At 44.1% G+C, this 26,579-nt stretch carries 27 protein-coding genes; 9 read left to right on the forward strand and 18 right to left on the reverse strand.

From position 1 onward, the window contains the following. Positions 1-51: 51 nt before the first annotated feature. The gene (locus tag K5620_RS15035) at positions 52-807 is read left to right on the forward strand and encodes a DUF3943 domain-containing protein (RefSeq protein WP_016402904.1); all 756 of its coding nucleotides are present in this window, start codon (positions 52-54) and stop codon (positions 805-807) included. A 234-nt stretch (positions 808-1,041) separates the two neighbouring features. Here the strand turns inward: K5620_RS15035 and K5620_RS21830 are convergent, their stop codons facing one another. The 3 genes from K5620_RS21830 to secD are packed head-to-tail and all read right to left on the reverse strand — an operon-like array spanning position 1,042 to position 3,919. Then, the gene (locus K5620_RS21830; RefSeq protein WP_016402905.1) at positions 1,042-1,173 is read right to left on the reverse strand and encodes a hypothetical protein; all 132 of its coding nucleotides are present in this window, start codon (positions 1,171-1,173) and stop codon (positions 1,042-1,044) included. Between the two features lie 17 nt (positions 1,174-1,190). Then, positions 1,191-2,099, reverse strand: coding sequence for a protein translocase subunit SecF (gene secF / locus K5620_RS15040; RefSeq protein WP_016402906.1), 909 nt, complete (start codon positions 2,097-2,099; stop codon positions 1,191-1,193). Then, positions 2,096-3,919 carry a protein translocase subunit SecD gene (gene secD / locus K5620_RS15045; protein ID WP_040307434.1) on the reverse strand — a complete coding sequence of 608 codons (1,824 nt, stop codon included), beginning with the start codon at positions 3,917-3,919 and terminating at the stop codon, positions 2,096-2,098. The genes secF and secD overlap by 4 nt, the downstream gene beginning before the upstream one ends. 235 nt (positions 3,920-4,154) lie before the next feature. On the opposite strand from secD, the gene K5620_RS15050 reads away from it, so the two are divergent. Next, entirely contained in the window at positions 4,155-4,805 is a 651-nt protein-coding gene (locus K5620_RS15050) for a MarC family NAAT transporter (RefSeq protein WP_016402908.1), read from the forward strand. 33 nt (positions 4,806-4,838) lie between these two features. Continuing rightward, on the forward strand, positions 4,839-5,804 hold the full coding sequence (locus K5620_RS15055; protein WP_016402909.1) for a magnesium transporter CorA family protein: 966 nt from the start codon (positions 4,839-4,841) through the stop codon (positions 5,802-5,804). Between the two features lie 27 nt (positions 5,805-5,831). Here the strand turns inward: K5620_RS15055 and K5620_RS15060 are convergent, their stop codons facing one another. Further along, positions 5,832-6,263, reverse strand: a complete 432-nt coding sequence (locus K5620_RS15060) for a MarR family winged helix-turn-helix transcriptional regulator (RefSeq protein WP_016402910.1) — start codon at positions 6,261-6,263, stop codon at positions 5,832-5,834. A gap of 93 nt (positions 6,264-6,356) precedes the next feature. Between K5620_RS15060 and K5620_RS15065 the strand changes: the two genes are divergently transcribed. Beyond that, entirely contained in the window at positions 6,357-7,088 is a 732-nt protein-coding gene (locus tag K5620_RS15065) for a siderophore-interacting protein (RefSeq protein WP_016402911.1), read from the forward strand. A gap of 59 nt (positions 7,089-7,147) precedes the next feature. On the opposite strand, the gene K5620_RS15070 is transcribed toward K5620_RS15065, so the two are convergent. The 4 genes from K5620_RS15070 to K5620_RS15085 all read right to left on the reverse strand — a co-directional run bounded on the left by K5620_RS15070 (position 7,148) and on the right by K5620_RS15085 (position 11,262). Next, positions 7,148-8,002, reverse strand: coding sequence for a flotillin family protein (locus K5620_RS15070; RefSeq protein ID WP_016402912.1), 855 nt, complete (start codon positions 8,000-8,002; stop codon positions 7,148-7,150). Beyond that, on the reverse strand, positions 7,995-8,561 hold the full coding sequence (locus tag K5620_RS15075) for a sigma-70 family RNA polymerase sigma factor (protein ID WP_016402913.1): 567 nt from the start codon (positions 8,559-8,561) through the stop codon (positions 7,995-7,997). The genes K5620_RS15070 and K5620_RS15075 overlap by 8 nt, the downstream gene beginning before the upstream one ends. Beyond that, positions 8,542-10,410 carry a vWA domain-containing protein gene (locus K5620_RS15080; RefSeq protein WP_016402914.1) on the reverse strand — a complete coding sequence of 623 codons (1,869 nt, stop codon included), beginning with the start codon at positions 10,408-10,410 and terminating at the stop codon, positions 8,542-8,544. Before K5620_RS15080 ends, K5620_RS15075 begins: the two co-directional genes overlap by 20 nt. A gap of 168 nt (positions 10,411-10,578) precedes the next feature. Then, entirely contained in the window at positions 10,579-11,262 is a 684-nt protein-coding gene (locus tag K5620_RS15085; protein WP_016402915.1) for a DUF7424 family protein, read from the reverse strand. Between the two features lie 557 nt (positions 11,263-11,819). Here K5620_RS15085 and K5620_RS15090 point away from each other — a divergent pair. After that, the gene (locus K5620_RS15090) at positions 11,820-13,364 is read left to right on the forward strand and encodes a methyl-accepting chemotaxis protein (protein ID WP_221077390.1); all 1,545 of its coding nucleotides are present in this window, start codon (positions 11,820-11,822) and stop codon (positions 13,362-13,364) included. An 83-nt stretch (positions 13,365-13,447) separates the two neighbouring features. Here K5620_RS15090 and K5620_RS15095 read toward each other — a convergent pair whose 3' ends face one another. The 5 genes from K5620_RS15095 to K5620_RS15115 form a co-directional block, all read right to left on the reverse strand. Continuing rightward, positions 13,448-14,443: a branched-chain amino acid aminotransferase gene (locus K5620_RS15095; protein WP_016404026.1), complete on the reverse strand. Its 996-nt coding sequence runs from the start codon at positions 14,441-14,443 to the stop codon at positions 13,448-13,450. Positions 14,444-14,959: 516 nt separating this feature from the next. Next, positions 14,960-15,166 (reverse strand): hypothetical protein, encoded by a 207-nt coding sequence (locus K5620_RS15100; protein ID WP_016404028.1) that lies wholly within the window; start codon positions 15,164-15,166, stop codon positions 14,960-14,962. Positions 15,167-15,291: 125 nt separating this feature from the next. Beyond that, positions 15,292-15,657, reverse strand: a complete 366-nt coding sequence (locus K5620_RS15105) for a hypothetical protein (RefSeq protein WP_040307720.1) — start codon at positions 15,655-15,657, stop codon at positions 15,292-15,294. Between the two features lie 116 nt (positions 15,658-15,773). Next, positions 15,774-16,394, reverse strand: a complete 621-nt coding sequence (locus K5620_RS15110) for a hypothetical protein (RefSeq protein ID WP_016404029.1) — start codon at positions 16,392-16,394, stop codon at positions 15,774-15,776. A gap of 573 nt (positions 16,395-16,967) precedes the next feature. Continuing rightward, complete coding sequence (locus K5620_RS15115) at positions 16,968-17,651, reverse strand: hypothetical protein (protein WP_016404030.1); 684 nt, start codon at positions 17,649-17,651, stop codon at positions 16,968-16,970. Between the two features lie 810 nt (positions 17,652-18,461). Here K5620_RS15115 and K5620_RS15120 point away from each other — a divergent pair. Continuing rightward, positions 18,462-19,424: an integron integrase gene (locus K5620_RS15120; protein WP_016404031.1), complete on the forward strand. Its 963-nt coding sequence runs from the start codon at positions 18,462-18,464 to the stop codon at positions 19,422-19,424. Here K5620_RS15120 and K5620_RS15125 read toward each other — a convergent pair. From K5620_RS15125 to K5620_RS15135, 3 genes are all read right to left on the reverse strand, one after another. Further along, positions 19,421-20,374, reverse strand: a complete 954-nt coding sequence (locus tag K5620_RS15125; RefSeq protein WP_016404032.1) for a pyridoxamine 5'-phosphate oxidase family protein — start codon at positions 20,372-20,374, stop codon at positions 19,421-19,423. The two genes, K5620_RS15120 and K5620_RS15125, sit on opposite strands and share 4 nt — an antisense overlap. A gap of 121 nt (positions 20,375-20,495) precedes the next feature. Then, positions 20,496-20,963, reverse strand: a complete 468-nt coding sequence (locus tag K5620_RS15130) for a nuclear transport factor 2 family protein (RefSeq protein ID WP_215426505.1) — start codon at positions 20,961-20,963, stop codon at positions 20,496-20,498. Positions 20,964-21,076: 113 nt separating this feature from the next. Next, a complete protein-coding gene (locus K5620_RS15135; RefSeq protein ID WP_016404034.1) occupies positions 21,077-21,688 on the reverse strand; it encodes a glutathione S-transferase family protein in 612 nt (203 codons plus the stop codon). 275 nt (positions 21,689-21,963) lie between these two features. Between K5620_RS15135 and K5620_RS15140 the strand changes: the two genes are divergently transcribed. Beyond that, positions 21,964-22,548, forward strand: coding sequence for a TetR/AcrR family transcriptional regulator (locus K5620_RS15140; protein ID WP_221077391.1), 585 nt, complete (start codon positions 21,964-21,966; stop codon positions 22,546-22,548). Here K5620_RS15140 and K5620_RS15145 read toward each other — a convergent pair whose 3' ends face one another. Beyond that, positions 22,549-23,709 carry a PQQ-dependent sugar dehydrogenase gene (locus tag K5620_RS15145; RefSeq protein WP_016404037.1) on the reverse strand — a complete coding sequence of 387 codons (1,161 nt, stop codon included), beginning with the start codon at positions 23,707-23,709 and terminating at the stop codon, positions 22,549-22,551. A gap of 114 nt (positions 23,710-23,823) precedes the next feature. Here K5620_RS15145 and K5620_RS15150 point away from each other — a divergent pair, with 114 nt between their 5' ends. Then, complete coding sequence (locus K5620_RS15150) at positions 23,824-24,213, forward strand: nuclear transport factor 2 family protein (protein ID WP_221077392.1); 390 nt, start codon at positions 23,824-23,826, stop codon at positions 24,211-24,213. 52 nt (positions 24,214-24,265) lie between these two features. Here K5620_RS15150 and K5620_RS15155 read toward each other — a convergent pair whose 3' ends face one another. Continuing rightward, a complete protein-coding gene (locus tag K5620_RS15155; RefSeq protein ID WP_016402735.1) occupies positions 24,266-25,753 on the reverse strand; it encodes an L-fucose/L-arabinose isomerase family protein in 1,488 nt (495 codons plus the stop codon). Positions 25,754-26,099: 346 nt separating this feature from the next. On the opposite strand from K5620_RS15155, the gene K5620_RS15160 reads away from it, so the two are divergent. After that, complete coding sequence (locus tag K5620_RS15160) at positions 26,100-26,531, forward strand: GNAT family N-acetyltransferase (protein ID WP_016402734.1); 432 nt, start codon at positions 26,100-26,102, stop codon at positions 26,529-26,531. Positions 26,532-26,579 lie beyond the last annotated feature (48 nt).

Consider the following 26,579-nt stretch of genomic DNA (forward strand, 5'->3'; position numbering starts at 1 on the left):
ATTTATGTCTTAGTTACTAAAATTCTCTTCTTTTTATTAAGAGGAGAAACCATGATAAAGCCTGTTGCGGCGGCCCTTGCCTTAACATTTAGCACCACTAGTTTTGCCGAAAGCAGTTCAAGCAATCTATTTCCTGAAGTTACCTTATTTAACGCCGCAAATGGCGAAGACCAAGAGCGTCTATGGTCACAAACTAAGTTAATGTTTGGGCTTGGAGCAGGCGTAATTGGTGCTTTATACCTAATGCCAGAGTCCGTGACCAACTGGGATAAATCAGAAATAGGCCGCGGCAACATGGCGCAGAAATGGTGGGACAATGTAAGACAAGGTCCGGTATGGGACGACGACCATTGGGCAATAAACTACATTGGCCACCCTTACTTTGGCGGGGTGTATTATCAAGTAGCCCGAAAAAGCGGTTACGACCAGTTTAACTCCTTTCTCTATACCACCCTCATGAGCACCTTTTACTGGGAATATGGTATTGAGGCCTTTGCCGAAGTACCGTCTATTCAAGATCTAATTGTTACTCCCATCGGTGGCTGGTTATATGGTGAATGGGCCTATCAAACCGAGCAGCGCATTCGCGCCGGTGGCGGTGAGGTAATGGGTTCTACTAGGTTGGGGAACGCCTCCTTGTTTTTACTGGACCCAGTAGAAAGTATTGGTAAGGGGATTAACCGAGTTACCGGGAATGACACCATAAAAACAGGCATTACTTTTAACACCAGCAATCCAGTGCAAACGCCAAGTGAGGTTCGCGCTAAAGAATCCTACTACGGCTTCACCCTACATTTTCATTACTAATTAACACTAGCCATCTAACAGTCACGGACGACTTAAGTTCACTTTTCTCCACCTTCCCTTTGGTAATAAATCCTAAATAAACTCGGCCTCATTGCTTGCCAATACCATTACTTTCTCATTCATTTAAACCAGCTAGCGTCACTTTCAATTAGGCTTACTACAGCTAAGTAAAACCGCAACAAAAAACGACACCCAAAGGGTGCCGTTAACGAAAACATCTCAGCTTAGTTAGCGCTAGCTTTCTTGAATTAGCTCAATGCTCAACTCATTACCTAGGCTAGGGTCAGGATTGACTAAAGAATGCGTCAGTCTTGGTAACACAATAAAAAGTAACAACATAAAGGCAATAAAATAGCTTTGTTTCATCTTTTATCCTCCAATCTTTAGCCAACTCGGCCATTTCTAGTTGGCTCTATAAGCTGATAGTCAGACGCTTGTAAGCCTAATACTTTTGGCAAGGTGGCACCAATGCCTACCGAGGAGAAGGTGCCTATAACAATCCCGCTAAATAAGGCGGTAGCAAAAGCTTGTAGCGGAGCGCCAGCCAATAACCAAATACAAGCAACGGTTAACAAAGTAGTACCAGATGTCACCAAAGTGCGGGTCATTGTCGACACCAAAGCACGGTTAATTTGGGTATCGAGTTCTATTTTGCTGCTGGCCCGTAAGTACTCTCTTATCCTGTCGCCAATCACTATCGAGTCATTCAGGGAGTAGCCTATCACCGCCAGAACAGCTGCCATTACCGTTAGGTCGAATTCAATCTGTAACCAGGCAAACAAACCTAATACCAGCAATACATCGTGAAAAAGCGCAATCACCGACGCTAAGGCTAATCGCCACTCAAAGCGGAACGACAAATAGATCATCATCGCCAGCAATGAAGCAAAAATTGCCAATCCGCCCATTTCAAACAACTCGCTACCTACCTGCGGACCAATAATCGAGCTACCCAGCAACTCAACTTGCCAAGCATCTGGTAACTGGCTGTGCCAATTGGCAGTAACCGCCTCGCTAATATCCAACCCTTGGCGAATGATCCAATGGTTGGAACCAGAGCGGCTCATTGAATACCCATCGACCAGCAGCAGGTCTAATTGCTTAGCCATTTGCTCTTGCTCCGGCGGGTAATGAGTAGCTAATTCGGTCACAACTCCGCCAGTAAAGTCGACGCCAAAGCTAATCCCTTTTGTGACCAACCCCACGACAGAAGCCAGTACCAAAACCACCGACAGGTTCAAAGCCCCTTGGCGCAAAGCCGTAAGCGAAAAACGGTTTATCCAAGCTTTCATGATGCAAGCTCCTGTAGTTGTCTTAGCGCAGCTTTTCGACGCCAAGCAAGTTGTAAATTGACCAAAGAGCGCGACACATACACGCCGGTAAACACGCTGGTTAACAAGCCAAGGCCGAAGGTAATGGCAAAGCCTTTAATCGGGCCAAAACCTACCGAAAACAAAATTGCTGCAATAATCAGTGAGGTAAAGTTGGCGTCAAAAATAGTGCTAAAAGCATTTTTGTAGCCATGATGTACCGCCATTTCTTCACTTAAACCACGGCGCCTTTCTTCTTTTATTCGCTCAAAAATCAGTACGTTGGTGTCGGTTGCCATACCAATAGTAAGCACAAGGCCCGCAATGCCTGGCAAAGTGAGTACAGCCCCCGGCACCAAAGAAAGTAAACCAATCAAACAAACTAAATTAAGCACCAAGGCGATGTTTGCAATTAAGCCAAGGCCTCGATACCACACCAACATAAAGGCCAGCATTAAGCCCATACCAAGGGCAAGAGCCGCAAAGCCATTGCTAATATTTTGCTCACCTAAACTGGGGCCCAATAGCCGTTCTTCTACAATAGAAATAGGTGCCGACAAGCTGCCTGCTTTAAGTAGCAAGGCAAGCTCTTGGGTAGCTTGCACACTGTCCATACCGGTAATGGTAAACCTAGATCCTAAATGCGCTTGAATGGTAGCAACACTAATTACCTTGCTATGTCGCTCCAATACTCCAGCGTCATTTTCTAAGTATTCGGTATAAAGCGTGGCCATTGGCTGGCCAATATTTTGTCGGCTAAAATCAGACATCCGGTTACCACCAGCACTGTCCAAATTAATCAACACTTCAGGCATGCCAAACTCACCAAACTGAGCACTAGCATTAGTAATTTTTTGACCAGTTAAAATGGGCCTAGTATCGATGCCAACAGGCTCACCAGAAACGTTTTGATGAACATCGCCGTTAGCACTAAGTGCGTGAAAGCTAATGGTAGCTGTGGCACCGATAACGCGTTTTGCTTGCGCGGGATCTTGTACGCCAGGCAACTCAATTCTTATAAAGTTATGGCCCTGGCGCTGCACTACTGCCTCGGTAATGCCGAGGGCTGCTACGCGATCTCTCAAGGTTTGCAAATTTTGCATCATCAGCGCTTGATGAAAATCTTGATTACCAGCTAGGTTAATGGTGAACAAACCCGCTTGTTGCTGTCTCACTTCATGCTCTGGGAAGTTGCTTTGAAAGGCATTAAGTGCTGCCATTGTTTGCTCTGCCACTCTTGCAGGGAAGCTTAATTCAAGTTGTTGCTGCTCATTACTTAACACTCGTGCGCCACGCGCATCTTGTGTTCGTAGTAGCGTATTTAGTTCACCTCGTTGCTGTGCTAAAGACTCATTAATCGCTTGTTGAGTATCAACTTCTAGTAAGAATTGCACACCACCACGTAAATCCAAGCCAAGTTGCAACGGTGATAATCCTAAGCGCGCTAACCATGCTGGCCCACTAGACTGCATAGCAATAACTACTTCAGCATGCTCTCCGAGATGCTTGTTTAATACTGCTTGAGCGTGCTGCTGCTCGCTGGCACTGGCCAGAGTGAGCGTAGCTTGGCTATCACTTATTTCAGCAAAACTTATCTCTATACCTTCCTCGTTCAACCACTGGTAAAGCTGAGTCCCCACTAGCTCGCCAGACGCTGCTTGCGTATTAGTACTGACTTTAATCACTGGCCGTTCGGCATAAATATTAGGTAAGGCATTTAGCATCAAAAAGCCAAGGCTAATTAAGATGACCAAGTAGTGCCACAACGAGTAGCGATTAAGGGCTCTTGTCTGTCTGCGCATTTAAATCTCAAAGATTAGGAAGTAGATATGCGGCCAATTTATCGCTAACAAGCCGGATTGAAGAGGTATTTCAGTGATTCATTAATGTTGCTTTTGGCGTCGAGACGTAGCCTAAAAGGTGAACAAAAACGAATCACTCAAATACATCGAGTTAAGCTAGAAATTCATCAACAATGCCTGCAACACGGTGGCTAACTCACCTAAACCTTAACGCAATCAACCAAAAGAGACTGATATGCAGATTGAAACTATTTTTACCGTAGCAGGCTTAACCATGCTGGCTTTGCTCCCCATGGTTAACCCTCCCACCTCGGCCACCCTTTTGCTGGGTTTAAGTAAAGGGCATGGTAAAAGCTATCTGTCGCGCCAAGCCAAGATGGCCAGTTTGTTTTTGTTTATCGCCTTAACCGTTACCTTTTTTATCGGTTCTTCTATCTTGGAATTATTTAGTATTTCGATGCCTAGTTTACGTTTAGGCGGTGGACTGATTATTGGTGCAATTGGCTTTAAGATGCTATTCCCAGCACCACCAGAAAAAATTGAACTACCCAAGCAAGACTCCATCGCATTTGTACCGCTCACCATTCCGTCTATGTGTGGGCCAGGTACCATGGCGCTAGTGATTAGTGGCGCGTCTGAGATTGCCAGCTTACCTGAGGATGTAAGCAAACCTAGCGTTTACTTAGGCAGCTTAATAGGCTTCGCCGGCGTGGCCTTGGTTGCATGGCTAGTACTTAGCATGGCTTATCCAACACTTAAATTATTAGGTAAAAACGGCATCGACGCCTTCACCCGTATTATGGGCTTCTTGTTGGTGTGTATGGGTGCTCAGTTCTTGGTTAACGGCCTCACCGAAGTTTATCAAACCATGGAGCTGGTGCTGTAAGCCTTACTTGCCCGCCAAATAAAGAGATAGCCAATGAGCATAAAAGTAATTAAAAAAACGGCCGGTGTGTATAAACAAGCGGGCCTTGAGCTAGTCGCCAGCTTTAACCCAAGCGTAGATGAGTTTTTGTGGATAGATATTTCGGGTGACGTATCTAAGGAGCTGCAACAACAATTGGTTCACCTTGGTTGTCATGAGCTGGCGCTTGCCAGCTACTTCCAACAAAAACAAACAGCCAGAGCCGAAGCATTTCCCGGCACTACCTTAATCCTATTTAAAGAAGCGGTTAGCCTAGCCGACGACTATGAACTACGCGCACAAAATATTGGTTTAATTTGTAAAAGCCGAATGATTGTTAGCCTGCATCCGCAACCTTCGCAAGCCATTGAAATGCTACAAGCTAACTTAAGTAAAGAGAACAATAAAACCACCGAGCACTTGGCGGTAGCACTAATGCAAAACGTGGCGAACAATTACTTACACAAGTTATTAGATTTTGACCAAGAAATCGAACGAGTAGAAGATGAATTACTCGCTGGTGATAAAGTTAACAGCTTAAAAAAGCTAGTTAATTATCGATACCATTTTCGCAAACTCAACCGCGTTCTAGAGTTTAATCAAAATGTTATTGATCGCCTAAGCTCCGATGAACTGGCGTACTTTTCGACAAAATCAACCAAAGACCAACATGAATGGCTAAAACTATATGAGCGTAGTAAGCGCATATATGGTTTGTCTAAAATGTATTACGAACTGTGTGGCGACTTGTTAGACGGACATATTTCCATTAGCACTCACGACCTAAACAACACCATGAAAGTACTCACCATGATTACCGCCATCTTTGTTCCCTTAGGTTTTATCGCAGGGATCTACGGAATGAACTTTGAAAATATGCCCGAACTAAACTTTAAATATGGCTACTACTTCACCTTAAGTGGCATGGCAGTGATTGCCGCATCATTCTTTGCCATTTTTAAAGTGAAGAAATGGATCTAAGGCGGTACTTGGTCAACAAAGTGCAGCTTAAGTCATCTGGTTTAGATTCCCCACCATCATCTTTGCCAGCGTTTCAAATTCCTCAACTTGTTGTTCACTCAGGTTTTGACACATTTGGCTTTGTACTTTGCTTTGGGTCTCTTCAATTAAGCTTGCCAGCGCTTGCCCCTCGTCGGTGAGAGACAAGAGCTGGCTGCGTTTATCTTCTGGGTTGGCGGTTTTTCTCAGCCAATCTTTTTCAATCATTTCTTTTAGCAAACGGGCGATTTGCGCTTTATCGCGAGAAAAGTGATTAACAATGTCGTTAGCCGTGCAATGGTGACTAGCGGCAATAAAACTTAAACAGCTCACATGCATGGCATTTAAGCCGAGTTGTTGGGCTTTTAAGCCAGAGCGCATAGCAATTCGATATGCTTGAACCAGAGCAAAAACCGAATCAGAAATTGATTGCTGTTTCATAAGACCTCAAATAATAGTTGACTAAGTCTACCTTTAAAAATATAGTTGATTTTATCAACCTATTAAACAATGTACAAGTCATTCGGAGTAACGATGAAGCCAAAAATGTATCCCGTTCAGGTATCACAGCTTATCCCACTCTCTCCTCACCTACTGCGGATTGTAGTGAAAGGCAGCAGCCTTAAACGCTTTCCTGAATCTAAGGAAGGGGCACATGTGAAGGTGATATTGCCAAACAGCGATGGTTCAAAACCTAATATGCGCTCCTACACCATTCGTTGGTTTAACTCGGCGAGCCAAGAGCTTGCTTTAGATTTTGTAATAAATCGGCACAGCGGGCCAGCGACTAACTGGGCGAGCCAAGCAAAACTAGGTGAGCATTTAAGCATTGCTGGTCCTGGGCAACTAAAGCTAACCCAGTTTAATCATCACAGTTATTTGCTACTAGGGGATATTACCTCGGTTAACGCCATTAATGGCTATGTGCCAAGGCTTAACCCACAAGCTGAATTAAGGGTCGTAATCGCCGTTCCCACTCGCGCAGACATTATAGAGCTAGACTATCACGCTGCAGAGAACACCCACTGGTATGTTGAGGATGAAGCAACTATTAGCTTTGCAGAGCAAGTGCAAACAATCGCCGCAGGTATGGCTAGCGATAGCCATATATTTATGGGCTTAGAAGCCTCGCAGATCCGCTCTTTACGGCCGATGTTGCAGCAAGACTTAGATTTTGATCGCCTAAACACCTTTGCAGTAGGTTATTGGAAACAAGGCGTAGATGCTGATCGCTTTGGCGCTCAAAAAAAAGCGGCTCCTTTGTAGCCGCTATGATCTTGCCATTAAAACTCGCTAACCTAAAAAGCTTGGCCTAATTGAGCGAATCACTTCGACGATTTACAGGCTTCGACTAGCGAATTTGGCAAGCGGTAGATACGTGATGAATCAACGTCAAGCCCATCCCCTACTATCAGCCAGCCACTTTCAACAGTCACTAACTTCCATTGTATTTGTTGCCAACTTAACCAGCGTGGTGGCTGCGTAAGTGCTTGCTTAGCATCTTCTGGCAAAGTTTGGGCGAGTTGTAATTCCAACTGCTCAAATGAGTAAGCGCTTAGCGCTTGCTCCACACACTGCAGAACAGCATCGCTTACGGCTATAGCAACAGCATCAGACATCTCATCACTCGGCAAAGATGAGAATGCAGCTGGCTGCTCTTCAAGAGCGTAATGCTGCTCAGCAGACTTAGCGGCAATCTCTGTTTGCCTTTGTATTTTTTCAGCCTGCATAGTTGGTTTTTGCATGGCCTTCTGTTTGGCTAACTCTCTGCGCTCTCGCTCAATTGCTTGGGTATCTAGCTCTCGCTTACGCAATAGCTTTTCTGCTAGCTGCCGTTTTTGCTGGTCGAGCTCTTCAGTCGCCAGCTCATTAGCCTGTTGCGACGGGCTAATTAACTGCACATTGCTTTGATAACTTATTTCACTTGGTGGCACACTAATTTCGGTAACCAACCACCAGCCTAGCACTCCCACACAAGCCAAAGACGCAGCGCTCGCCCACCAAGGTGCAGCCGCCCAAGAGTAAGATTTAGCCTTACGGGATTGTTTTGCCTGCTGCTTAGCCAGATTTTGAATACGTTTATCTAGCAGTTCCGAGGGTTCAAATTGGTTTAGCGCTTGCTGATAAGCTTGATCAATTTGCTGATCGCTGGGCGCATTACCTTTAGGTGTATCAACCATGATGTTTCTCCCAGCACTCTCGCAATTGTTGATAAGCAACCCGCATGCGGCTTTTTATGGCATCAAAGGATGCATCAAGTACTTGGCTCATCTCGGCCACAGCTAGGCCCGATTGTTTTAGCATAAATACATCTTGTTGCTTACTAGGCAGTAACTCCACACAGCGTAATATCACTTGCTTATCAAGGCCTTGCTGATGCTCTTTCTCGGGGTTTGAAAGAGATTCCAATTCATCTACTTCTTGTTCGTCGTTATGGCTATGCTTGCCTTGCGAGCGCCAGTAATCGGCAATTCGGCGGCGTGTAATGGTATAAAGATAGCCTCGAAAGTGCGCGATATTTTGCTCGTCATCACTAGGTACCTTGTATTGGCTAGCTTGACTAATTATCGATTCCCAAACTTCTTGAAATACTTCGTTGCAGGCAGCCTCTGCCATTTTTTGCCGAATAAAACCAAACAAGGGTTTGCGATAGCGTTGATAAAGCTGGTCAAACGCGGCTACGTCACCACGCTGACCATAATCAAGCATCAGTTGTTCATCACTGACTAAGCTCTTCATTGTTCGCATCAATCCTTGCGGGTAAGGTTACCGGTAATGGTTGCACTGCATACTCTAACTCTGGCAATTGCTGCGGCTGTGGCGTAATCGGCGATTGCAAGGCTAAGGTATTGGTTAATCGCGCTAATTTAACAAACTCTGCGCGATAACCAAACTTATCTTGTCCTTTTGCAGCATTAGCCCAATCAATAATTTGCTGATAAGCAAGCTCATCCAACTGCTCATTGGCCCGTAGTTTTTGGCCAAAAGCTGCTACAGCAATCGCAAAGCGGTCGTCATTGTTAGCTTGCTCAAAATCAACCAAATCTTGGCTAAACACCCGCTGAGCATACTTTTCGGAAGCTTGCGATTGCGCTTTTTTGTAACGTACTCGCACTTCGGCCAGCGCTTCATTCACCTGTGGCTTAGCCATTTTGTTTTGCTTCTGCTGCTGAAATACCAAAGGGTCAATTAAACCCGGTTTACCCACTGGGGTTATCTCGTAGATAGCCGTTACACTGTGCCCCGCTCCCATGTCGCCAGCATCTTTTTTGTCATTGTTAAAATCGGCGCGCTCAAGTTGGCGGTTCTCGTAACCCAGTAAGCGGTATTCCGACACCATACGGGGATTAAACTCTACTTGAAACTTCACATCATGCGCCACCGTATGCAAGCTGCTACCTAATTGATCCACCAGCAGTTTTTGCGCTTCGTGCAAGGTATCAATATAACCCGCTACACCATTGCCATTATCAGCCAGTTGCTCCATTAAATGGTCATTATAATTGCCGGTACCAAAGCCAATGGTTGAGAACTGCACGCCTGCTTTACGCTTTTGAGTAATGCGATGTTTAAGCTCATCAATGTCGGTGATGCCTACATTAAGATCGCCGTCTGACATTAAATAAACATGGTTAATGCCGCCTTCAATAAAGCCTTGCTGCGCTTGGTTGTAGGCCAACTCTATGCCAGCAGAGCCATTGGTTGAACCACCCGCTTGCAAGCCGTTTATGGCCGCTACAATTTTGTGTTTATCTTTTACGCTAGTGGCACGCAAAGCCACACCTGTACCACTGGCATAAGTCACAATCGCCACATTGTCGCTGGCTTTTAGGTTATTAAGCATCAATAACATTGATTGCTTTAACAGGGGCAGCTTTTCTTGCGATTGCATCGAGCCAGATACATCAACCAAAAACACTACATTGGCAGCTGGGCGAATGCTGGTATCCGCTTTGTATGCGCTCACTCCAATGCGAATTAGTTGATTGTTGCTGTTCCAAGGAGAAGCGGTAAGTAAGGTATCAATCGCAATAGGCTGCTCAATGCTCAAAGCTGCATCGTTGCCAGTCGCGTAATCGTAAGAAAAGTAGTTAATCAGCTCCTCTACACGCACTGCATCTTTTGGTGGAAGTTGGCCATTGTTGATAAAACGGCGCATGTTGGCGTAACTGGCACTGTCGACATCGGCACTAAAAGTAGAAACCGGTTGCTCTGCTACGGCCACTACCGATAAATCGGAAAACTTTTGGTAGTTTTCGTTATTGCCCTGCTCGTAGTAATACGAAGAGTCGGCAAGCCCCTGCGCCGCCGCAAAGTTAGATGTTCTTGCCGTTTGCATTTGGCTAACTGCGCGCTTTTCTCGCTGATGCTTAGCAATGGGGTGCACTGCCTTAATAGATTGGTCTTGCTGCGGTCGTTGGGCTGGCTTGGTTTGCTTAACAGACTCATTCTGCTGTTGCGACTCTACTCGATCAACATTGGCCTGCTCATCAGCACTATATTGGCCACAGGCAACTAACGAAGAAAGGGTTAAGCCCACAAGCACTGCACGAGCAATAGGTGAATATGAAACATGTAACTTTTGCATTTTGAATACCTTGTTTAAATCAATCTCACACAGGTAATCGCAACAAATAAAAAAACGAGGCTAAAAAAGTTTAAATTTTTTAGCCTCGTTAGTTTTTCTGATTCTAGATAAGGCTACATGCCTTAAAAAAGCTCAGCTTTATTCGACCCACAGGCTCAGTTTCTGAGCTTATTCTTTTGGCTTAGCAACAAAACTATATATTTGCTCACCAGAATTACGAAGAGCATCTAGCGCTACATCACTGGCCCAAAACTCACCAATCTTGCCTGCGGGTATCCAACCCGTAAACATCTGGTGGGCTTTAAGGCTTTTACCATCATGTACGTATGACGATGGGATATGAACTTCTAAGTCTTCAGCTAAATCGTTATTCAGCACAAATACGCTTTCTAGCTCCAGCATATTTAGCTCTTCGGTACGGGCTTTTAGCCGCTTACGTAAGTTGTCGTCTAGCTGTAAACTAATATAACCCTGTTCGTTATTAGCAATAATCACCATGCCGGTTTTAGACTCAGGAGACTTTTTGTCTTGTACCGTATCTAGCACCACATCAACTTTGTAGTTGGCAGTATATTCCAAACCTAGATCATCATTCGCCTTACACGACACCAGCTCATGGTTCTGCTTAAACAAATTGAACATCAATCCATTAGCTTCGGCCAAACCATCGCTTTCCACGCCCGTTTCGGGATGAAAACACCCATCCATTAAAGTGACATACATATTGGCACTAAGTACCTTGCCGTTGGAATCTGGGTTATTAATATCTGATGCGTTTAATTGGGTCACCAGCTCAGCCTTACAGCCAACTAACATTAATATTGGTAGCACTAGCAAGCATTTTAGATTCATGATTCGTCACTCTTTACTTAGGGTGCGCGCAGTGTAAGCAAGCACTATGAGCAAAATAGACAATTTACGAACTACCTACCCATTACCGCCACTAAAACACTACAACTCCTTAAGACAGAGAAACAGTAACCACCTAGTGAAATACGCTAGTAAATTAGCTATTTACAAAAATTTGTAGGGCTTAAGTGACTACTTTCTATAAATGACATTAAATTGTCTTATTTATGCCGCATATTTATCCACGATCAAATATCAACAAAACATAAAAATATAGTATTCAGCAAAGTAGTGGCTAGGGTGTTGAAAAGTCGGGTTATTGAGACGGAGTGTTTATGCCAATCACACCAAGTAAGTAATCAGAAATAACGCCGTGAAAATACTCGAGAACAAGGCAGATTTTTTCGATACGTAGTTATTCTACAAACAAAAATTCTAACGCAGTTATCGAGTATTTTAACCCGATAGAATGAACAGTTACTTAGTACGATTGGTATTCGTTCAGGCAAGGCGATCAAACACTAGCAACAAGTTATGGATGTTTAGGAGTAATAACTTAGATGACGGATCAACGCGTTAGGTTTGCCGACAGCGACAACCTTATATCAACCACCACAGCCGACAGCCACATTACCTATTGTAACGACAGCTTCTGTAAAGTAGCAGGTTACCAACAAGACGAATTACTAGATAAGCCACACAATGTGATTCGCCATGCCGACATGCCCAAGCCCGCTTTTGCTCAGTTGTGGCAACATATTCAAGCAGGTTCTAGCTGGATGGGATTAGTAAAAAACCGTTGCAAAGAGTCTGGACACTACTGGGTATCGGCATTTGTTACTCCCATAATGGATAAAAATGGCGAAGTATTTGAATACCAATCAGTGCGCACCCAGCCTAACGATGAGCAAATATCTCGGGCCAGCAAGCTTTACCAAAAACTCCAACAAGGCGAAGCAAAAGTAAGGCGGCTGGCGCTGTGTAGCTGGCAGCAACTTGGCATCTTAGCCTCCCTAGGTTGCTTGGTATTAACAGCTTTGGATGTAATTAGCTCGGCCACTTTACTGGCCACCGCCATTCCACTTTTGGTGATTAGTTTACTGCTTAGTATTAAGTTTAAAGCTAGGTTAGCTGCGCTTAAGCAAATTGCCCAAGCAAACTACCACAACCCCTTGATGGAAATGCCCTACACCGGCCACTGCGACGATTTATCTTCCATCGAGCTAGCCATGCTAATGAAAAAGGCAGAACTGCGCGCCGTAACTGCCCGAGCAAACGAAACCTCCGAGAGCATCCTAGATTCCGCCAAACAAGAAGTCGCTAACAGCCAAGCCATAGACAAAGAGCTAAGCGAACAGAGCAATGCCACCGACGCCATGGCGGTATCGGCCGAGGAAATGCTTGCCTCAATTGATGAAGTCTCGCAACAAGCTAAACAGAGCAGCGAGTTTACTCAAGATGCCAGCATTACCGCGATGCAAGGAGCAAAAACCATTGATGAAGCGGTTGCCACCGTTAACTCATTAAGCCAACAATTAGACGACTCTCGGCAAGCCCTTGGCCAGCTATATAACGATGTAGAAAGCATCGAAACCATTTTGGGGATGATTCAAGGCATTGCCGAGCAAACCAACTTGCTGGCGCTAAATGCTGCCATTGAAGCTGCTCGAGCTGGTGAACACGGCAGAGGTTTTGCTGTGGTGGCCGACGAAGTGCGCGCGCTATCGGGTAAAACCAGCAGCTCGGTAGACGACATTCGAAGCAAAATAGAAGTACTACAAGCCACAGTAAACAAAACCGGAAACTTAATGGAGCAAGGTATAGTCGCTTCGGATTCCAGCGTAGCTAAATCGCAACAAAGCAAACAGGCTTTTCAAGCCATTGTTAACGATTTACATGCCATTGGTGAGCAAAGCACTAGCACTTCACAGGCAATCGCCGAGCAAGTTCAGGTTACCCAAGGCATGACCGAGCACGTACACCGAATGAAAGAAGCGGTAGATTCTACCAAGCTATTGTCCGACAGCTCGGTGGGCCGCACTCAAAAACTGGTAAGTAGCTTAGAAAGCTTACAGCGCTTGGTTAAACAGTTTAGCCAAGCCTAAGCGCGCTTAAGTGCCAAATACCTAAACGCTAAAACAAAACAGCCCGCACAAGCGGGCTGTTTAACATCAATCTACTATTTAGCTTAAATGCTAGTTAACCAGTTATGCTGGTCTTGGGCTTTACCCCATTGAATATCGTTAAGCGCTTGGCGCAACTTCAAGGTAGTTTCACCGGCTTCGCCATTACCAACGGTGTGTTCTTTGCCGTTGTGAATAAGCGTACCTACTGGCGTTAATACCGCAGCAGTACCCGATAAAGCTGCTTCACAACCTGGCTTAGCTGCACGCTCTAATAGCTCGTCAACAGTAAGCTCACGCTCACTTACTTTTAAGCCCAAGTCACGCGCCAAGGTTAGAATAGAGTTACGTGTCACCCCGTGTAAAAAGCTACTGTCGAGCGCTTTAGTAATTAGCTCGTCGCCATCAATTAAAATAAAGTTGGCAGCACCCGTTTCTTGTACGTCGCCACCTGGGCAAAACAGAACTTGGTCGGCGTCAACTTCGGTGCGCGCTTGGCTAATTGGCCCTAAAGCGCTGGCGTAGTTACCGCCAGATTTAACCATACCCATATGCGGCGCACAGCGCATGCCGTTTTCTTCTAGCAATAAGCGTAGCGGCTTAGCACCTACCGCAAAGTAATCGCCCACTGGCGATAGCAATACGTAAAGCAATGCCGAGCTAGTTGGCGCGGCCGCTTTACCAATGGCAGGCTCGGTGCCAATAAAGGTTGGGCGAATATACATAGAACCAGGAGCAGCTGGCACTTCATCGGCAAATTTTGCCACAATGTCTTTAACCATTTGCTCTAATAATTCGGGTTTAAAAGCAGGTAAGCTTAGTAACTCAGCAGATTGCGCCATACGTTTAATGTTGGCGTCCATGCGAAAAATATGCACGCTACCATCTTCGTGACGAAAGGCTTTAAGCCCTTCAAAACAAGTGCTTGAGTAATGAAGTACGTGCGCGCCAGGGTGCAAGCTAATACTGTCAGACGAGACAATTTCACTATCACCCCATTGCTGATCTTCGTATTTTGCTAATGCCATTTGTGGCATAAAAACCGTACCAAAAGCTGCCATGTTGTGTTCCTACTTATGTTGGGGCTTTAAGCCCTATTCTTTATTTTGATTGTCTGTTCTTTAGCGAAGTAGAAAACTGGTGGGACTGAACGAGTTCGCGCTTTTATCAAACCGAGGTACCTGAACGACCAATGCCAATTTTTCCATAAACTGGATTCGCAGAATGGTAAAAGAGTATGTGGTGTTATGGCACTGTGATCAAGCTTAAGAAACCCTCAATCTGCAAATATTCTGCAATAAATGTGTATGCAAAGGGATTTTGGCAACCAACAAAGCAAATTTGTAAACTGACTTTGCTTAAACTTTCCCATAGCCCCCCAGCAATCAGTAGAAGGAAAAGGCAAGGCATCACCTAAAAATAGGCGATGCACTATTTTGGTAACGCTTCAAACACCGTCTTGGTGAAGTTGGTAATGTTTTTGGAGCAAATAGTTGACTGACACATAACGCCCAAAGCAGCGGCGCGCGTTAGCGCGTCCAGCCCGCAGGGCGATGCTGCCTTTGCTTGTTATGTGTTTACTCATAGTTTTCTAACCCACAGAATGAAATATCACCTTCGTGGTGCTTGCCGACCAAGCTGATACATTTGAATGTATCACCACCATCAATAGATATTTTTACTTCTAACTCTTGGTTTTCAAATGACTGAAGCTCTTGAATGAGTTGCTTAATAGTCTTTCCTCGAGTTACCCATTCTGGGTTTTCACTTACATCATTATCCATTGAATTTAATTCTCTGATGACACATAACGCCCAATTAACAGGCAAAAAATTGTTGGCTAAAATAGCGACGAAGGAGCAAAAGCCAACTGTTTTTTGTCCTTGTTTAATTTCTTGTTAGGTAACTTTTACCACTGACCAAATCTTACTATCTGCTGCGGAGCATATTCCATTACCCATGTACGATCTGATGAAACAATTAGAATATTTTCTTGATCGAAGTAAGTTGGTAAATCCGATAATAATTGAGACCAACTTAAATACCTTAAATTTGACCAAGCTTTATCTGTGATAATTATTTTAAAAGAATCCGATACATTTTTGCCGTTAAGCCAATTAAGTAATTTACTTTTATGATCGCTATCTTCGAGAGATGCAATAACCCATTCGCTTGTTTCGTCAACGCCACGCTCCCAGCTAACTGCATGTAAGTGAGGTTCAACTAATTTTCTTAAATCCCTGACTCTCAAATCAGGATTCAACAGATTAACCATCCGTAGTTACCTAACGCCGCGTTAAACGGCTGAGTAATGCTTGCTAAAATGTGGAGCGAAGCAGAACCGAGCAAGCTTTACGGTGTCCGACTTTTTGAACGCCTTGTTAGGCATACTTAACTACTAAATTTGTGCTTTAACCACTCAATTGATTTATTAAGCTCTTCATTGAAATCTGGATCTGAATCGGGAACCAGGCCAATTAAGAATTTTAAATTCTTTTCGCCATGATGAGCAACTAAACCTTCTAAGCAAGCGATACGAGTTTGATTAAATAGCGTTTTATCGTTAATGCCCTCAAGGTAAAAATTTATACAAGCGGAATGTTCCGTATCCTTTAAAATTAATGAAGACTTCCATGATATTTCACCACCATTTGTATTTAACATCCATTTACCAAGTAAATGAACAAACTCTCCATTCGGTGTAAAATATTCATCCCAATCTTCAATAATACAGTTGAGTGAGTGCATATAGCTGGCTAAATATTTCGATTTACCCGGTTCTGCCAGCATTATCATTTCTACCAATGGTTCAATAAAGGCGTCATCTTTAATTTCTGATAGTAATAAACCAAATTGATTTAGATCTGCAATTTTTTCGGGGAAGGAAATTAAAGAAGTTAAGCTACTAATCAATGCCCGATCAGTATTAACAACTATATGACTCAAGAAATCTAAAGCCATGTTCATTTTGTCATCCGAACATAATTCAGCACTCAATTTCTTAATACTCACACAAACTCCATTTCTACGCTCAATTTTCCTGTATGCCTAACGCCGCAAGCAAAGGCGAGCGCTTGCGCGAGTCCAGTAGCACGAAGTGCTACGATTTTGGCTTGCCTTGTTAATGGTTTTTACTAGCATTGCGGAAAATTGGGTGGCAGGCCATTAAGCCAATTCGTTTTTTCGTGAGATACACCATTTTGAAACGCCTCTATTTCTTCCTGGGTTAGCCATATTCCATGTGCATCAACGCCGAAGTTCATTCCGTTACTAAATTTGGCCGAACAAACAATACCTTCAAAGTTCCTTCGAAAGAGTAGATCATATGAGACTATATCCGTCATAGATATTAGGTCTGAATTATCATATGAAGCACCTACTTGAACTAAATCAAAGTATCGTCGTCCATTCGAAGACTGACAAAGAGCTACGGTGTACTTTGTATTTTCATCTACTTCGTAGTTTTTCCACATTGCCGTACCATTAACGCCGCATTAAGGCGCGGAGTAACGCGTGCCATACTGTAAGCGGAGCGAAACCGGCACGCGTTATGGAGTCGCTCTTAAATGCTTTGTTAGGGCGCACTTAAACTTGTGCGAATCTTTCCTTGTCACGAATAGAACCATGCTCCTCAAAGTACTTATATTCTGCTATCCAGAACGCAACGTCTTCAGAGTTGATACCATATTTCTCTATAACTTTTTTCGTTTGGCTTGCTGTTGGTGATGTCCAAGTATCAAAATCTGACAATATCTTCAATTCTGCACTCGCACTTTTTTGTGCTTCTGTAGCTGCTGAATTAACTTGATGTGCTTTCTCACGGCCTTCTACTGCCGATGTAATAGCCCTCAAATAAATGATAGAAATTCCCTTTTTCCAATCACGTTCAACAAACTCTAACTCAGCCTCATCCGCTCCTATTTCCTTAAGCGCACTCACTACATTATTATGAATTTCCAATCGTTTAGCTTGGGACATGCCTCCCATAAAGCTCCCTGCAATTAAGTCAGAAAGAGTAGCCTCTGAATTGGACACTGCGATTTTTTTGAGTTGAGTGATGGTTACCGATGCTTCCTCAATTTTGTCTCTCATTCTCGCTTTCACTGGACCCAAAGACAGCTCCGCAATTTCTGGCAACTTCGCAACAAAAGTAATGAACGCCCCACTTAATGCAGCAACCCAACTAGTTGATGTGTCATTGAAGTGAATTCCAATAACAATGGGGGCACAAAGGGTAAAAAACACGCCAAGCCAAAATAATATTTTCAACTGTACCCACCTCTATAAATTTAGCCCTAACGCCGTTATAACCGGCCGCAGCTGTGTTGATTGTTTTGTGGTAGCGTAGCGTAAAGCCGCAAAACAGGCGACGCAGCGGAGGTCCAGCCAGCTTGCTGGCGGTGGTTAATAACCTTGTTATGTGTTTTTGTTAGTGTTTGTAATTTACCCACGAAACTGTTGCCTCACGCACTAACCTGCAAGTAGAAATAGCTACCTTAGTAAACTCCAATTCCGTATTTAACCCACCATGACTACTAAGTGATACCAGCACGGCGCCCTGTGACCACAGAACGCCTTGGTTAGTTAGAGCGTACGATTTTCCGTCTTTAGCGAACATTCTTGCTTCAATACAACCTTCTTGATACTTCGACTCCACATCTTTACGAGATTCAAGTAGATCATCTGTTTTTACGTTTTTACTAATATCTATTAGTAGATGTGCGCCAGTGGTAACTACGTCAAGAAGTTCTGGCGCTTCGATAACAAAAGGGGTTTCATCGATTTCTAAGGGACTATTTGTCAGCTGAATCGAGGTGCCAAATAATATGATTTTGATGAACGTTAAAATAGTCTCACCTTATACACATAACAGTTTATTAATAGGAAAATTTCCTTGTTTAAACACGGAATTTTTCCTCTTATCATACATTTGATAAAAACAAGGTTATCACCTTTCCTAAGCTACATCAGCCACCTAGCTCGAAAAATAACAAAAACATCAGCATGAAAGTATGCAATCACTTGTAGAAAGTAGGAATCGCACCAATACTGTATAAAAAAACAGCGTTAGGGATTGTTATGAGCTCGCCTTACCTCAGCTACATAGAAGAAAAAATGCGAACCAAACGTTTTAGGGAGTCCACTATTCGCAGCTACCGACAGTGGATAAAACGCTTTATTTTATTTAATCACAAAAAACACCCTAGCGACTTACACAATCATGAAGTTGAGCAATTCCTCAGCCATTTAGCCAATCAACGAAACTTGGCTCCGCAAAGCCAAGCAGTGGCACTAAACGCTTTAGTTTTTCTTTATAAAGAGGTTGTTAAGAAACCTTTATCACTACAGTTAGACTTTCGCCATAGCAAGCGCCAAGCCAAACTACCTGTTGTACTTACTCGTCACGAGGTTACCGCATTAATAGATGCGCTCTCCCCACCACATGTATTAATGGCACAGCTAATGTACGGCAGCGGCCTGCGAAAAACCGAAATGTTACGTTTACGCATTAAAGATATTGATTTTGACTATTTCGGTATTGAAGTATGGGACGCCAAAGGTGGTAAGCATAGGCGTGTGACACTGGCAAAGTCACTGGTTACGGCAATACAAAAGCAAATTACTGTTGCTTATCAATACTATCAGAGTGACAAGCTAAAAAATGAATATGCCGGCGTATATTTACCTTATGCTCTTGCTAAGAAGTACCCAGCTGCCCCACACGACTTTGCTTGGCATTATTTGTTTCCTTCGCACTCGTTAAGTAAAGATCCCAACGATGGCTGCATTCGCCGCCATCATCTAGATCCAAGCGGTATTCAAAAAGCCCTTAAGGCTGCCAGAACAAAAACGCATATTGGTAAACCTATCACTTGCCATACCTTGCGCCACTCTTTTGCTACGCATTTATTGCAACGAGGTACAGATATTCGCACCATTCAAGCCCAGTTAGGTCACAGTGATATTAGAACCACTCAGATTTATACCCATGTACTTAATATGGGTGCCGATGGCGTGGCTAGCCCACTAGACACGGTTTAAGACAAATTTTGCAAAGCTGGCGATAACTCTACATCTGAATTTTGTACTAAGGTAGGCGTGGTTAAACTTAAACATTGCTCGATGCTGACTTGTACAAAACGTTGTGCGCCCGGATAAGGTTTTACCTGCGACACATCCCAAATGATTGATGCCTTGCCTTTAATCCAAAAACTATAGCCGGTTTCAAAGTCTGGTATGTACAAACCCACTCTTGGGTCGGCCACTATATTGCCAAGGGTATTGAATAAATTGTTGCCAGAAAAATCGGGGAACACCAAGCTTGGCATTTTACTGGTTTTGCCCTTAAGCACATGGATAAAGCCTGGCTTACCGCCGCGGTGAGAGATATCGACTCCATCGCTGTCTTCACTATTTAGCGCGGCAGCTCTAGAGGCAATAAAAAAGGTGTCGCAATGCCTTAATACCTGCTCAAGCACTACATCATTTGCTGCCAGCTCGCGAAAGTCTTCAGCTTTGGGCACAAAAGCATGGTTAAACACACTTGGTTTCAACTCGCGCTTTTGAATGTACTTAGGACAATTGCCAAAGCTTTGCTGTACCTCAAAACGCAGCGCTTGCTCTCTTGAGTACGCAACCAAACCATTCACACGATTACGCCTACGAGTAGTAAACTCCAAGCCCAACAAGCCTATGCTGTCACCCACCGACAACCGAGCAACTTGCGCGTATTCGATTAGCGCCCTAGCCTCGATAGACAAGGTGGTAGCATTGGGCGAGCTAACAAAACCCTGCTCGCCCAAAATAGGAGTAGCCCAGGGGTGCCCTTGATTGTCTAGCACGCCGGCATACAACAAAGCTTGTTGGCTAAAAAACTCACGATGCTGCTCGGGCATATAGTTTCGAATGGCTTTATCACCAATGGTTCTTGCGATATCAGCCACGCCAACTCGTTGCTGTACGCTTAGCTCACCTTTGTGAAAAACAGCCATAAACTCACCTTCTCATGCTTTGGACTTTAGCTACCACTGCCAAAGCCCCCTTTGCAACACCACCAACTCACCCAATAACCAACATCATTAAACCGGAGCAATACACTTCGCCCCTGCTTTGTTATAAACCCAAGTCACTCAAGCTTGGGTGATCATCTGGCCTGCGCCCTTGCGGCCAATGAAACAGCCGTTCTTCTTCACTTATTGCTAAGTCATTAATGCTGGCATGACGGCTTTGCATTAAGCCATTTTCATCAAACTCCCAGTTTTCGTTGCCGTAAGCGCGATACCATTGGCCAGCTTTGTCTTGCCACTCGTATGCAAATCGCACCGCAATACGGTTACCGCTATAGGCCCATAATTCTTTAATCAAACGGTAAGCTTGTTCTTTTTCCCACTTTTCGCTTAAAAACTGCTGAATTTGCTCGCGGCCCTTAATAAAGCTATCGCGGTTTCTCCACTGGCTATCTTTGGTATAGGCTAAAGCCACTTTTTCTGGGTTGCGTGAATTCCAACCATCTTCAGCCATGCGCACTTTTAGTGCAGCCGTGTCGGCATTAAACGGCGGTAGTGGAAGGCGTTGCTCTATGGTCATGCTGTTTTCCTATGTTTGAGTCGTAATTCATTGAATGCGTTCTGTTTAAGCAATTTTTAGGCTAGCTCGGCGTTTACATCGCTAAACACCGAGCTATTTGCACTAACTTAAACGGCTTCTTTTAAGGGAGTTTTTTGCATTGCAACAAATCCATCAAGCGCTTCTACATTCGCTAACCAGCGCAAAATATTTGGGTATGCATCTAGCTCAACCTTGCCTTCTGGTGCATGAGCGATGTAGGAGTAACATGCTACGTCGGCAATACTGGCTCGCTCTCCAACCATCCACGCTTTACCTTCAAGCAAACCATCAATAATCGACAACATTTGATGGCTGGCTTCGATTACTGCCTCTTGATCAAACTTGGCGCCAAATACCGTAATTAAACGAGCGCGAGCTGGCCCTTCTGCGAGGTTGCGTGCAGCTAGCGCCAACCATTGTTGAATTTGCGCTTGTTGTTCGCTGTTTTTCGGGTTCCAGCTCGGCGCATAGGTGTTGGCAAGGTGAATGATAATGGCGATGGAATCTCGAATCACCAGATCATCGTCGTCAAGTACTGGTACTTGAGTAAAAGGGTTAATCGAGCGGAAAGCGTCTTGTTTGTGCTCTCCTTGCGCTAAGTTAACTGGAATTTTTTGATACTGCAGTTTTAGCAAAGCCAGCATCAATCTCACTCGATGGGCGTGACCAGACAACTCGAAATCGTAAAGCTTTAACATAACCTTATCCTTAGTTGATTAAACATTCTTGGCTGACAAGCCTGATGACTCTGCCTTAGCAAAGTAAACAAGTCTGTCTACTTGCCATTTAAATTAGGAGACAGGTCTGTCTATGTCAATAAAAATATCACCCAAAGGGCTGAGACAAATTTAAATAGCCAGCTAACAAAGTGTTTTAAAAAGAGAATTTTAAATTTGAAAAATTTGTGAACCAGAGAGTTTGCCGAATCAGGAGACAGAGCGGTATACTTAACACGAAGCAATCAGGAAACATTATGGCCAGTACTAAACGCGATTTACTTATCGACACCGCCCAAGGGCTGTTTTACCAACACGGTTTTAGAGCTACGGGTATTGATACCATTTTGGCCGAATCTGGCGTGGCCAAAAAAACCTTGTATAACCATTTTAAATCGAAAGAAGATCTTATCGTTGCTTGCTTGTATCGGCGTGATCAGCAGCTATTGGAGCTATTAGAAAACAGCATTGAACAGCTTGCTCCCCAGCAAAAGTGCCAGCCACAGCTTGCCCGCATCATGGCCTTTTTTGATGCTCTTGATAGTTGGATTAACTCAGATAACTTTTTTGGCTGCATGTTTATTAATGCCTCTGCCGAATACCATCAAGCGGATAATCCGGTACATATTGCCTGCACCGAACATAAAAATTTGGTGATAAAACTTATCGAACAACAGTTAAGTGAGTTAGCACTCACCCAACCTTTAGAGACGGCCAAACAGCTAGCTATTTTAGCCGATGGCGCGATAGTAGGCGCTCACACCACTAACGATTCGGCATCAGCAAAACACGCGAAAGCAGTGGCTGAAGTACTGTTAAACAGCTATGCCGAAGCGGCATAGTTATAGCGCTGGGCTAAGCTTGTAGATATTGCCGCTATCACCACTAAAATAGATGTTTCCTTGGCTATCGCTAAGTAGCGCGCGCACCCGTTCGTTCAAGTCTTCAAGTAAACGTTCTTCGCCAACTGGCATGCCGTTTTCATCCATAATGATGCGGTTAATATGCTGTAATTTTAACGCTCCGCTTAGTAAGTCACCTTGCCAAGCCGGAAAAGCAGCACCGGTGTAAAGCATTAATGAACCAGGCGCAATCGAAGGAACATACACTTTTAAGGGTGAGTTTATGCCTTCTTTAATTTCTGCTTCGCCTACCTTTAACGGCCCCCAATACTCTTTGCCATGAGAGGTAATCGGCCAACCATAGTTAGCGCCTGCTTCAATTAGATTAAGCTCATCACCACCACGCGGGCCGTGCTCTATAGCCCATAGGCGCTGGTGCTTTGTATCATAAGCGAGACCTTGAGGATTGCGGTGACCGTAACTATAAATGGCATTATCTACCTGTTTATCTTTCACAAACGGATTGTCGCTAGGCAAGCTGCCATCTAGGTTAAGGCGCACAATAGTAGCGGCATGGTTAGCGGTATTCTGGCCGTTATCACGCTCACCTCTATCTCCTATCGAAAAATACAGATAAGTGTCATGGAACGCAATTCGACTGCCGTAATGACGATTAGTAGAACCCGCAGAGTCGGTAACGAGTACATCTTGCCAGTTACTCATCATCACTTGGCCAAATTCATTTTGCTTTATTTGCGCTTTGGCTAGGGTTGTTACGCCGCTGCCATTGAGTGGCTTACTGTAGGTAAAATAGAAGCTTCCATCGGGTCCACGTACAACATCTAATAATCCACCTTGACCCTGCGCCCAAATTGCCGGTAAGCCTGCAATACTTTTCCAAGCTTTCTTCCCTTGTTTAGCTTGAGTAAGGTTAACACTTACTAACTCACCATGGCGCAAAGTAACAATCAATGTATCGGTATTAAGCCAAGCCATGCCCCAAGGCACTCCTGGCAGTTGAGTGAGGGCCTCTACTTGTAAGTTGTAATCTTGGCTTGGATGCAGAGTAGGCTTGCTGTAAGCAAATGAAGAAATGGTAAGACCGAACATTAAACAAGCTAAGCCAATTGAACGATAAACAACAGTAACTAATTTACACATTTACTTCCCCTTTCCACTTTAGCAATTCTCGCAGAGTAACTTGACTATAAGTAAGTTTGAAGAGATAAGGTAGTTAAGTTATTAATAGGTTTAATTTTAATACCAAGGATGACAATGCTTAACCCCATTTGGCTCAAACAAATATTCGCGACATTAGAAAGCGAACACCCTCAGCAGTTTTTTGAACATGTGAGTGATTCAGTCATCTGGGAAGTAACCGGCTCCCATCCACTTGCTGGCATCTATCATTCGAAACAGGCGTTTATTAACGGGACAATCGCTAAGTTAAATGAGGTACTTAATGCTCCTTTAAAACTTAATTACTTATCGAGTATTTGTGGTGAAAATAGCGCGGCGGTGGAACTAATTGCTAATTCAACCACCAAGGCAGGCAAGCCGTTTAACAACCGCTATTGCTGGGTATGTGAGTTTGAAGATAAGCAAATCGTTAAAGTTAGAGCCTATCTAGATTCTGCATTAGTAGCTAATACCATCAAGCAATAAAAAACCGACTAAGGTCGGTTTTTTATTGCTACATTATTCGCGCATCATGCGTTTACAAAAACACACTTGGGATTTCGTTTGGATAGCGCTCTTGAGCTGGCTGGTTGTAATCGATGTCAGACACGCCCAATAAGTTAAGCACTTGGTACAGCGTTTTAGCTACATGACCAAAAGCAATACCAGCGTGGTGCGGATAGCGTTTCTCAACCAATACATGGCGATAAAAACGCTGCATTTCAGGAATGCCAAAGGCGGCAATTGCACCAAACGATTGCGGGTCGATATCTAAAATATCACCCTGTGCAACATAGGCTCGCAACTTAGTATCGGCGGTGGATTGCAAACGAAATAGGGTTACTTCACCCGGTTTAATTTGTCCTTCCAAGGTGCCACGAGTAATATCAGGTTCTTTGCCCGGCTCCATTAAGCTATGCATAATTTTTTGAAAGCGTAGCTGTGAGTTTTTCATGCAGCTTGGCGCGGTGTTACCACAGTGGAAGCCCATGAATAAATCTTTCGCCGTATAGTTACCCATTACCGCTGCGTTAGCCTCAACCATGTCTTGTGGCACAGTGTTGTTAATGTCTAACAAAGTGGCTGGGTGGTTAGTGGCACAGGTGATCATGTACTCAGACAAGGCACCATAAATATCCACTTCACAAGCAACCGGAATACCGCGCTGTGCTAAACGTGCATTTACGTAACATGGCACAAAACCAAAGAACTTCTCAAACGACGGCCAGCACTTATTGGCAAACACCCCAAAAGTAGACGCGCCCATATTAGCCGCATGAAAATCTAGCAAGGCAGCTTCATACTGAGCAAGCTTTGGTAACAAATCTGGGTATGGGTTGTTATCACCAAGTTCTGCTTCCATTTCGGCAACAATTTTAGGAATGTCGGCATGGCCTTCGGCAGCTTGATAGATATCCAGTAAATCAAGCTCACTGTTTTCCATGATCTCTACGCCAAGATCAAACAAGGCTTTAATAGGCGCATTACAAGCCACAAAATCTTGTGGACGCGGGCCAAACGAGAAAATCTTTAGCCCTTGCAAACCCAAAATTGTGCGAGAAACCGGTACAAAATCGCCAATCATTTTGGCTACTTCACATGGCGTGCCAACTGGGTATTCTGGAATATGCACAGCCAAGTTACGCAAACCTGCACTGTAAGAAGCATTTAATACGCCGCAGTATGCATCGCCGCGCGCATCTTTAAGCCCCGCAGTGGCTTCTTCGGCGGCAGCTACAAACATAGTTGGGCCAGCGAATCGCTGCGCCATTATGCTTAGTGGTCCTTCTGGGCCAAAGTTGCCTAAGTAAATAACCAGTGAATTAATGCCTGCTTGCTCGGCTTCAGCTAAGGCTTTCACTACGTCGTTTTCATTTTCGATAATGGTTTGTAGCTCAACCACTTGAATGTCTTTTTCAGTACACGCTGCAGCCACTGCTTTGCGCCGCTGTTCAGACAATGAAAGTGGGAAACAATCGCGGCTAACCGCAACAATACCTAATTTTACTTGTGGGATATTTATCATCACTCGCTCCACGGGTGTTTGGTCTTTGACCTTGGTTTTAGCTTTTGTTTTATAGTTGCCCTAGTGTGAATGAGAGCGGTGCAGTAGATGAATTGATACGGATCAACAAAGGTTTCGCTTGCGAAATAACGAAATACTCATATTAAAAAGCGTTAGCAAGGAAAGTGGTTTACGACATACCAGCAACAAATTTGTTAAGGCCAATTACGACGCCTAGCCACCTAAAAAATAAGCCTAGCCCAAAGACGATACTTATCTCTAAATGCTGTTTATTTGCTAATATTGGCGGGCAAAAAGTACGGTTATTTTAGCCGTTCAAATTGATTCAAGTACTCTGAGAAAAATAATGATTGTAGAAAATGTGCGTGCTGAAGATTACCCAGAAATGCTTAGTCTTTGGGAAGACTCGGTGAGAGTAACTCACGACTTTATTACAGAAGATGATATTGAGTTCTTTAAACCTATCATCCTTGAGCAGGCTTTTCCTGCTGTAACCCTGCGCTGCGTTAAAGATGCCAACGGTGCTATTATTGGTTTTATTGGCGCTAACGATGAAAAAATTGAAATGCTGTTTATTGCCAACTCTGCACGTGAGCAAGGCATTGGTAAGCTGTTGCTGCAATATGCTATCGACACCTTAAACTGCACTAAAGTAGATGTGAATGAACAAAATCCAGCTGCGGTAGGTTTCTATCAACACATGGGATTTAAGCTTGTATCCCGCTCTCCGCTTGATGACATGGGAAAGCCTTTCCCCATTTTGCACTTAAGCCTTTAACTCATTAACTCAGAAGCTAGTAACGCTCTGCAGATCCGAAAAGCCCCG

It is taken from the genome of Agarivorans albus, from assembly GCF_019670105.1.
GTDB lineage: Bacteria > Pseudomonadota > Gammaproteobacteria > Enterobacterales > Celerinatantimonadaceae > Agarivorans > Agarivorans albus.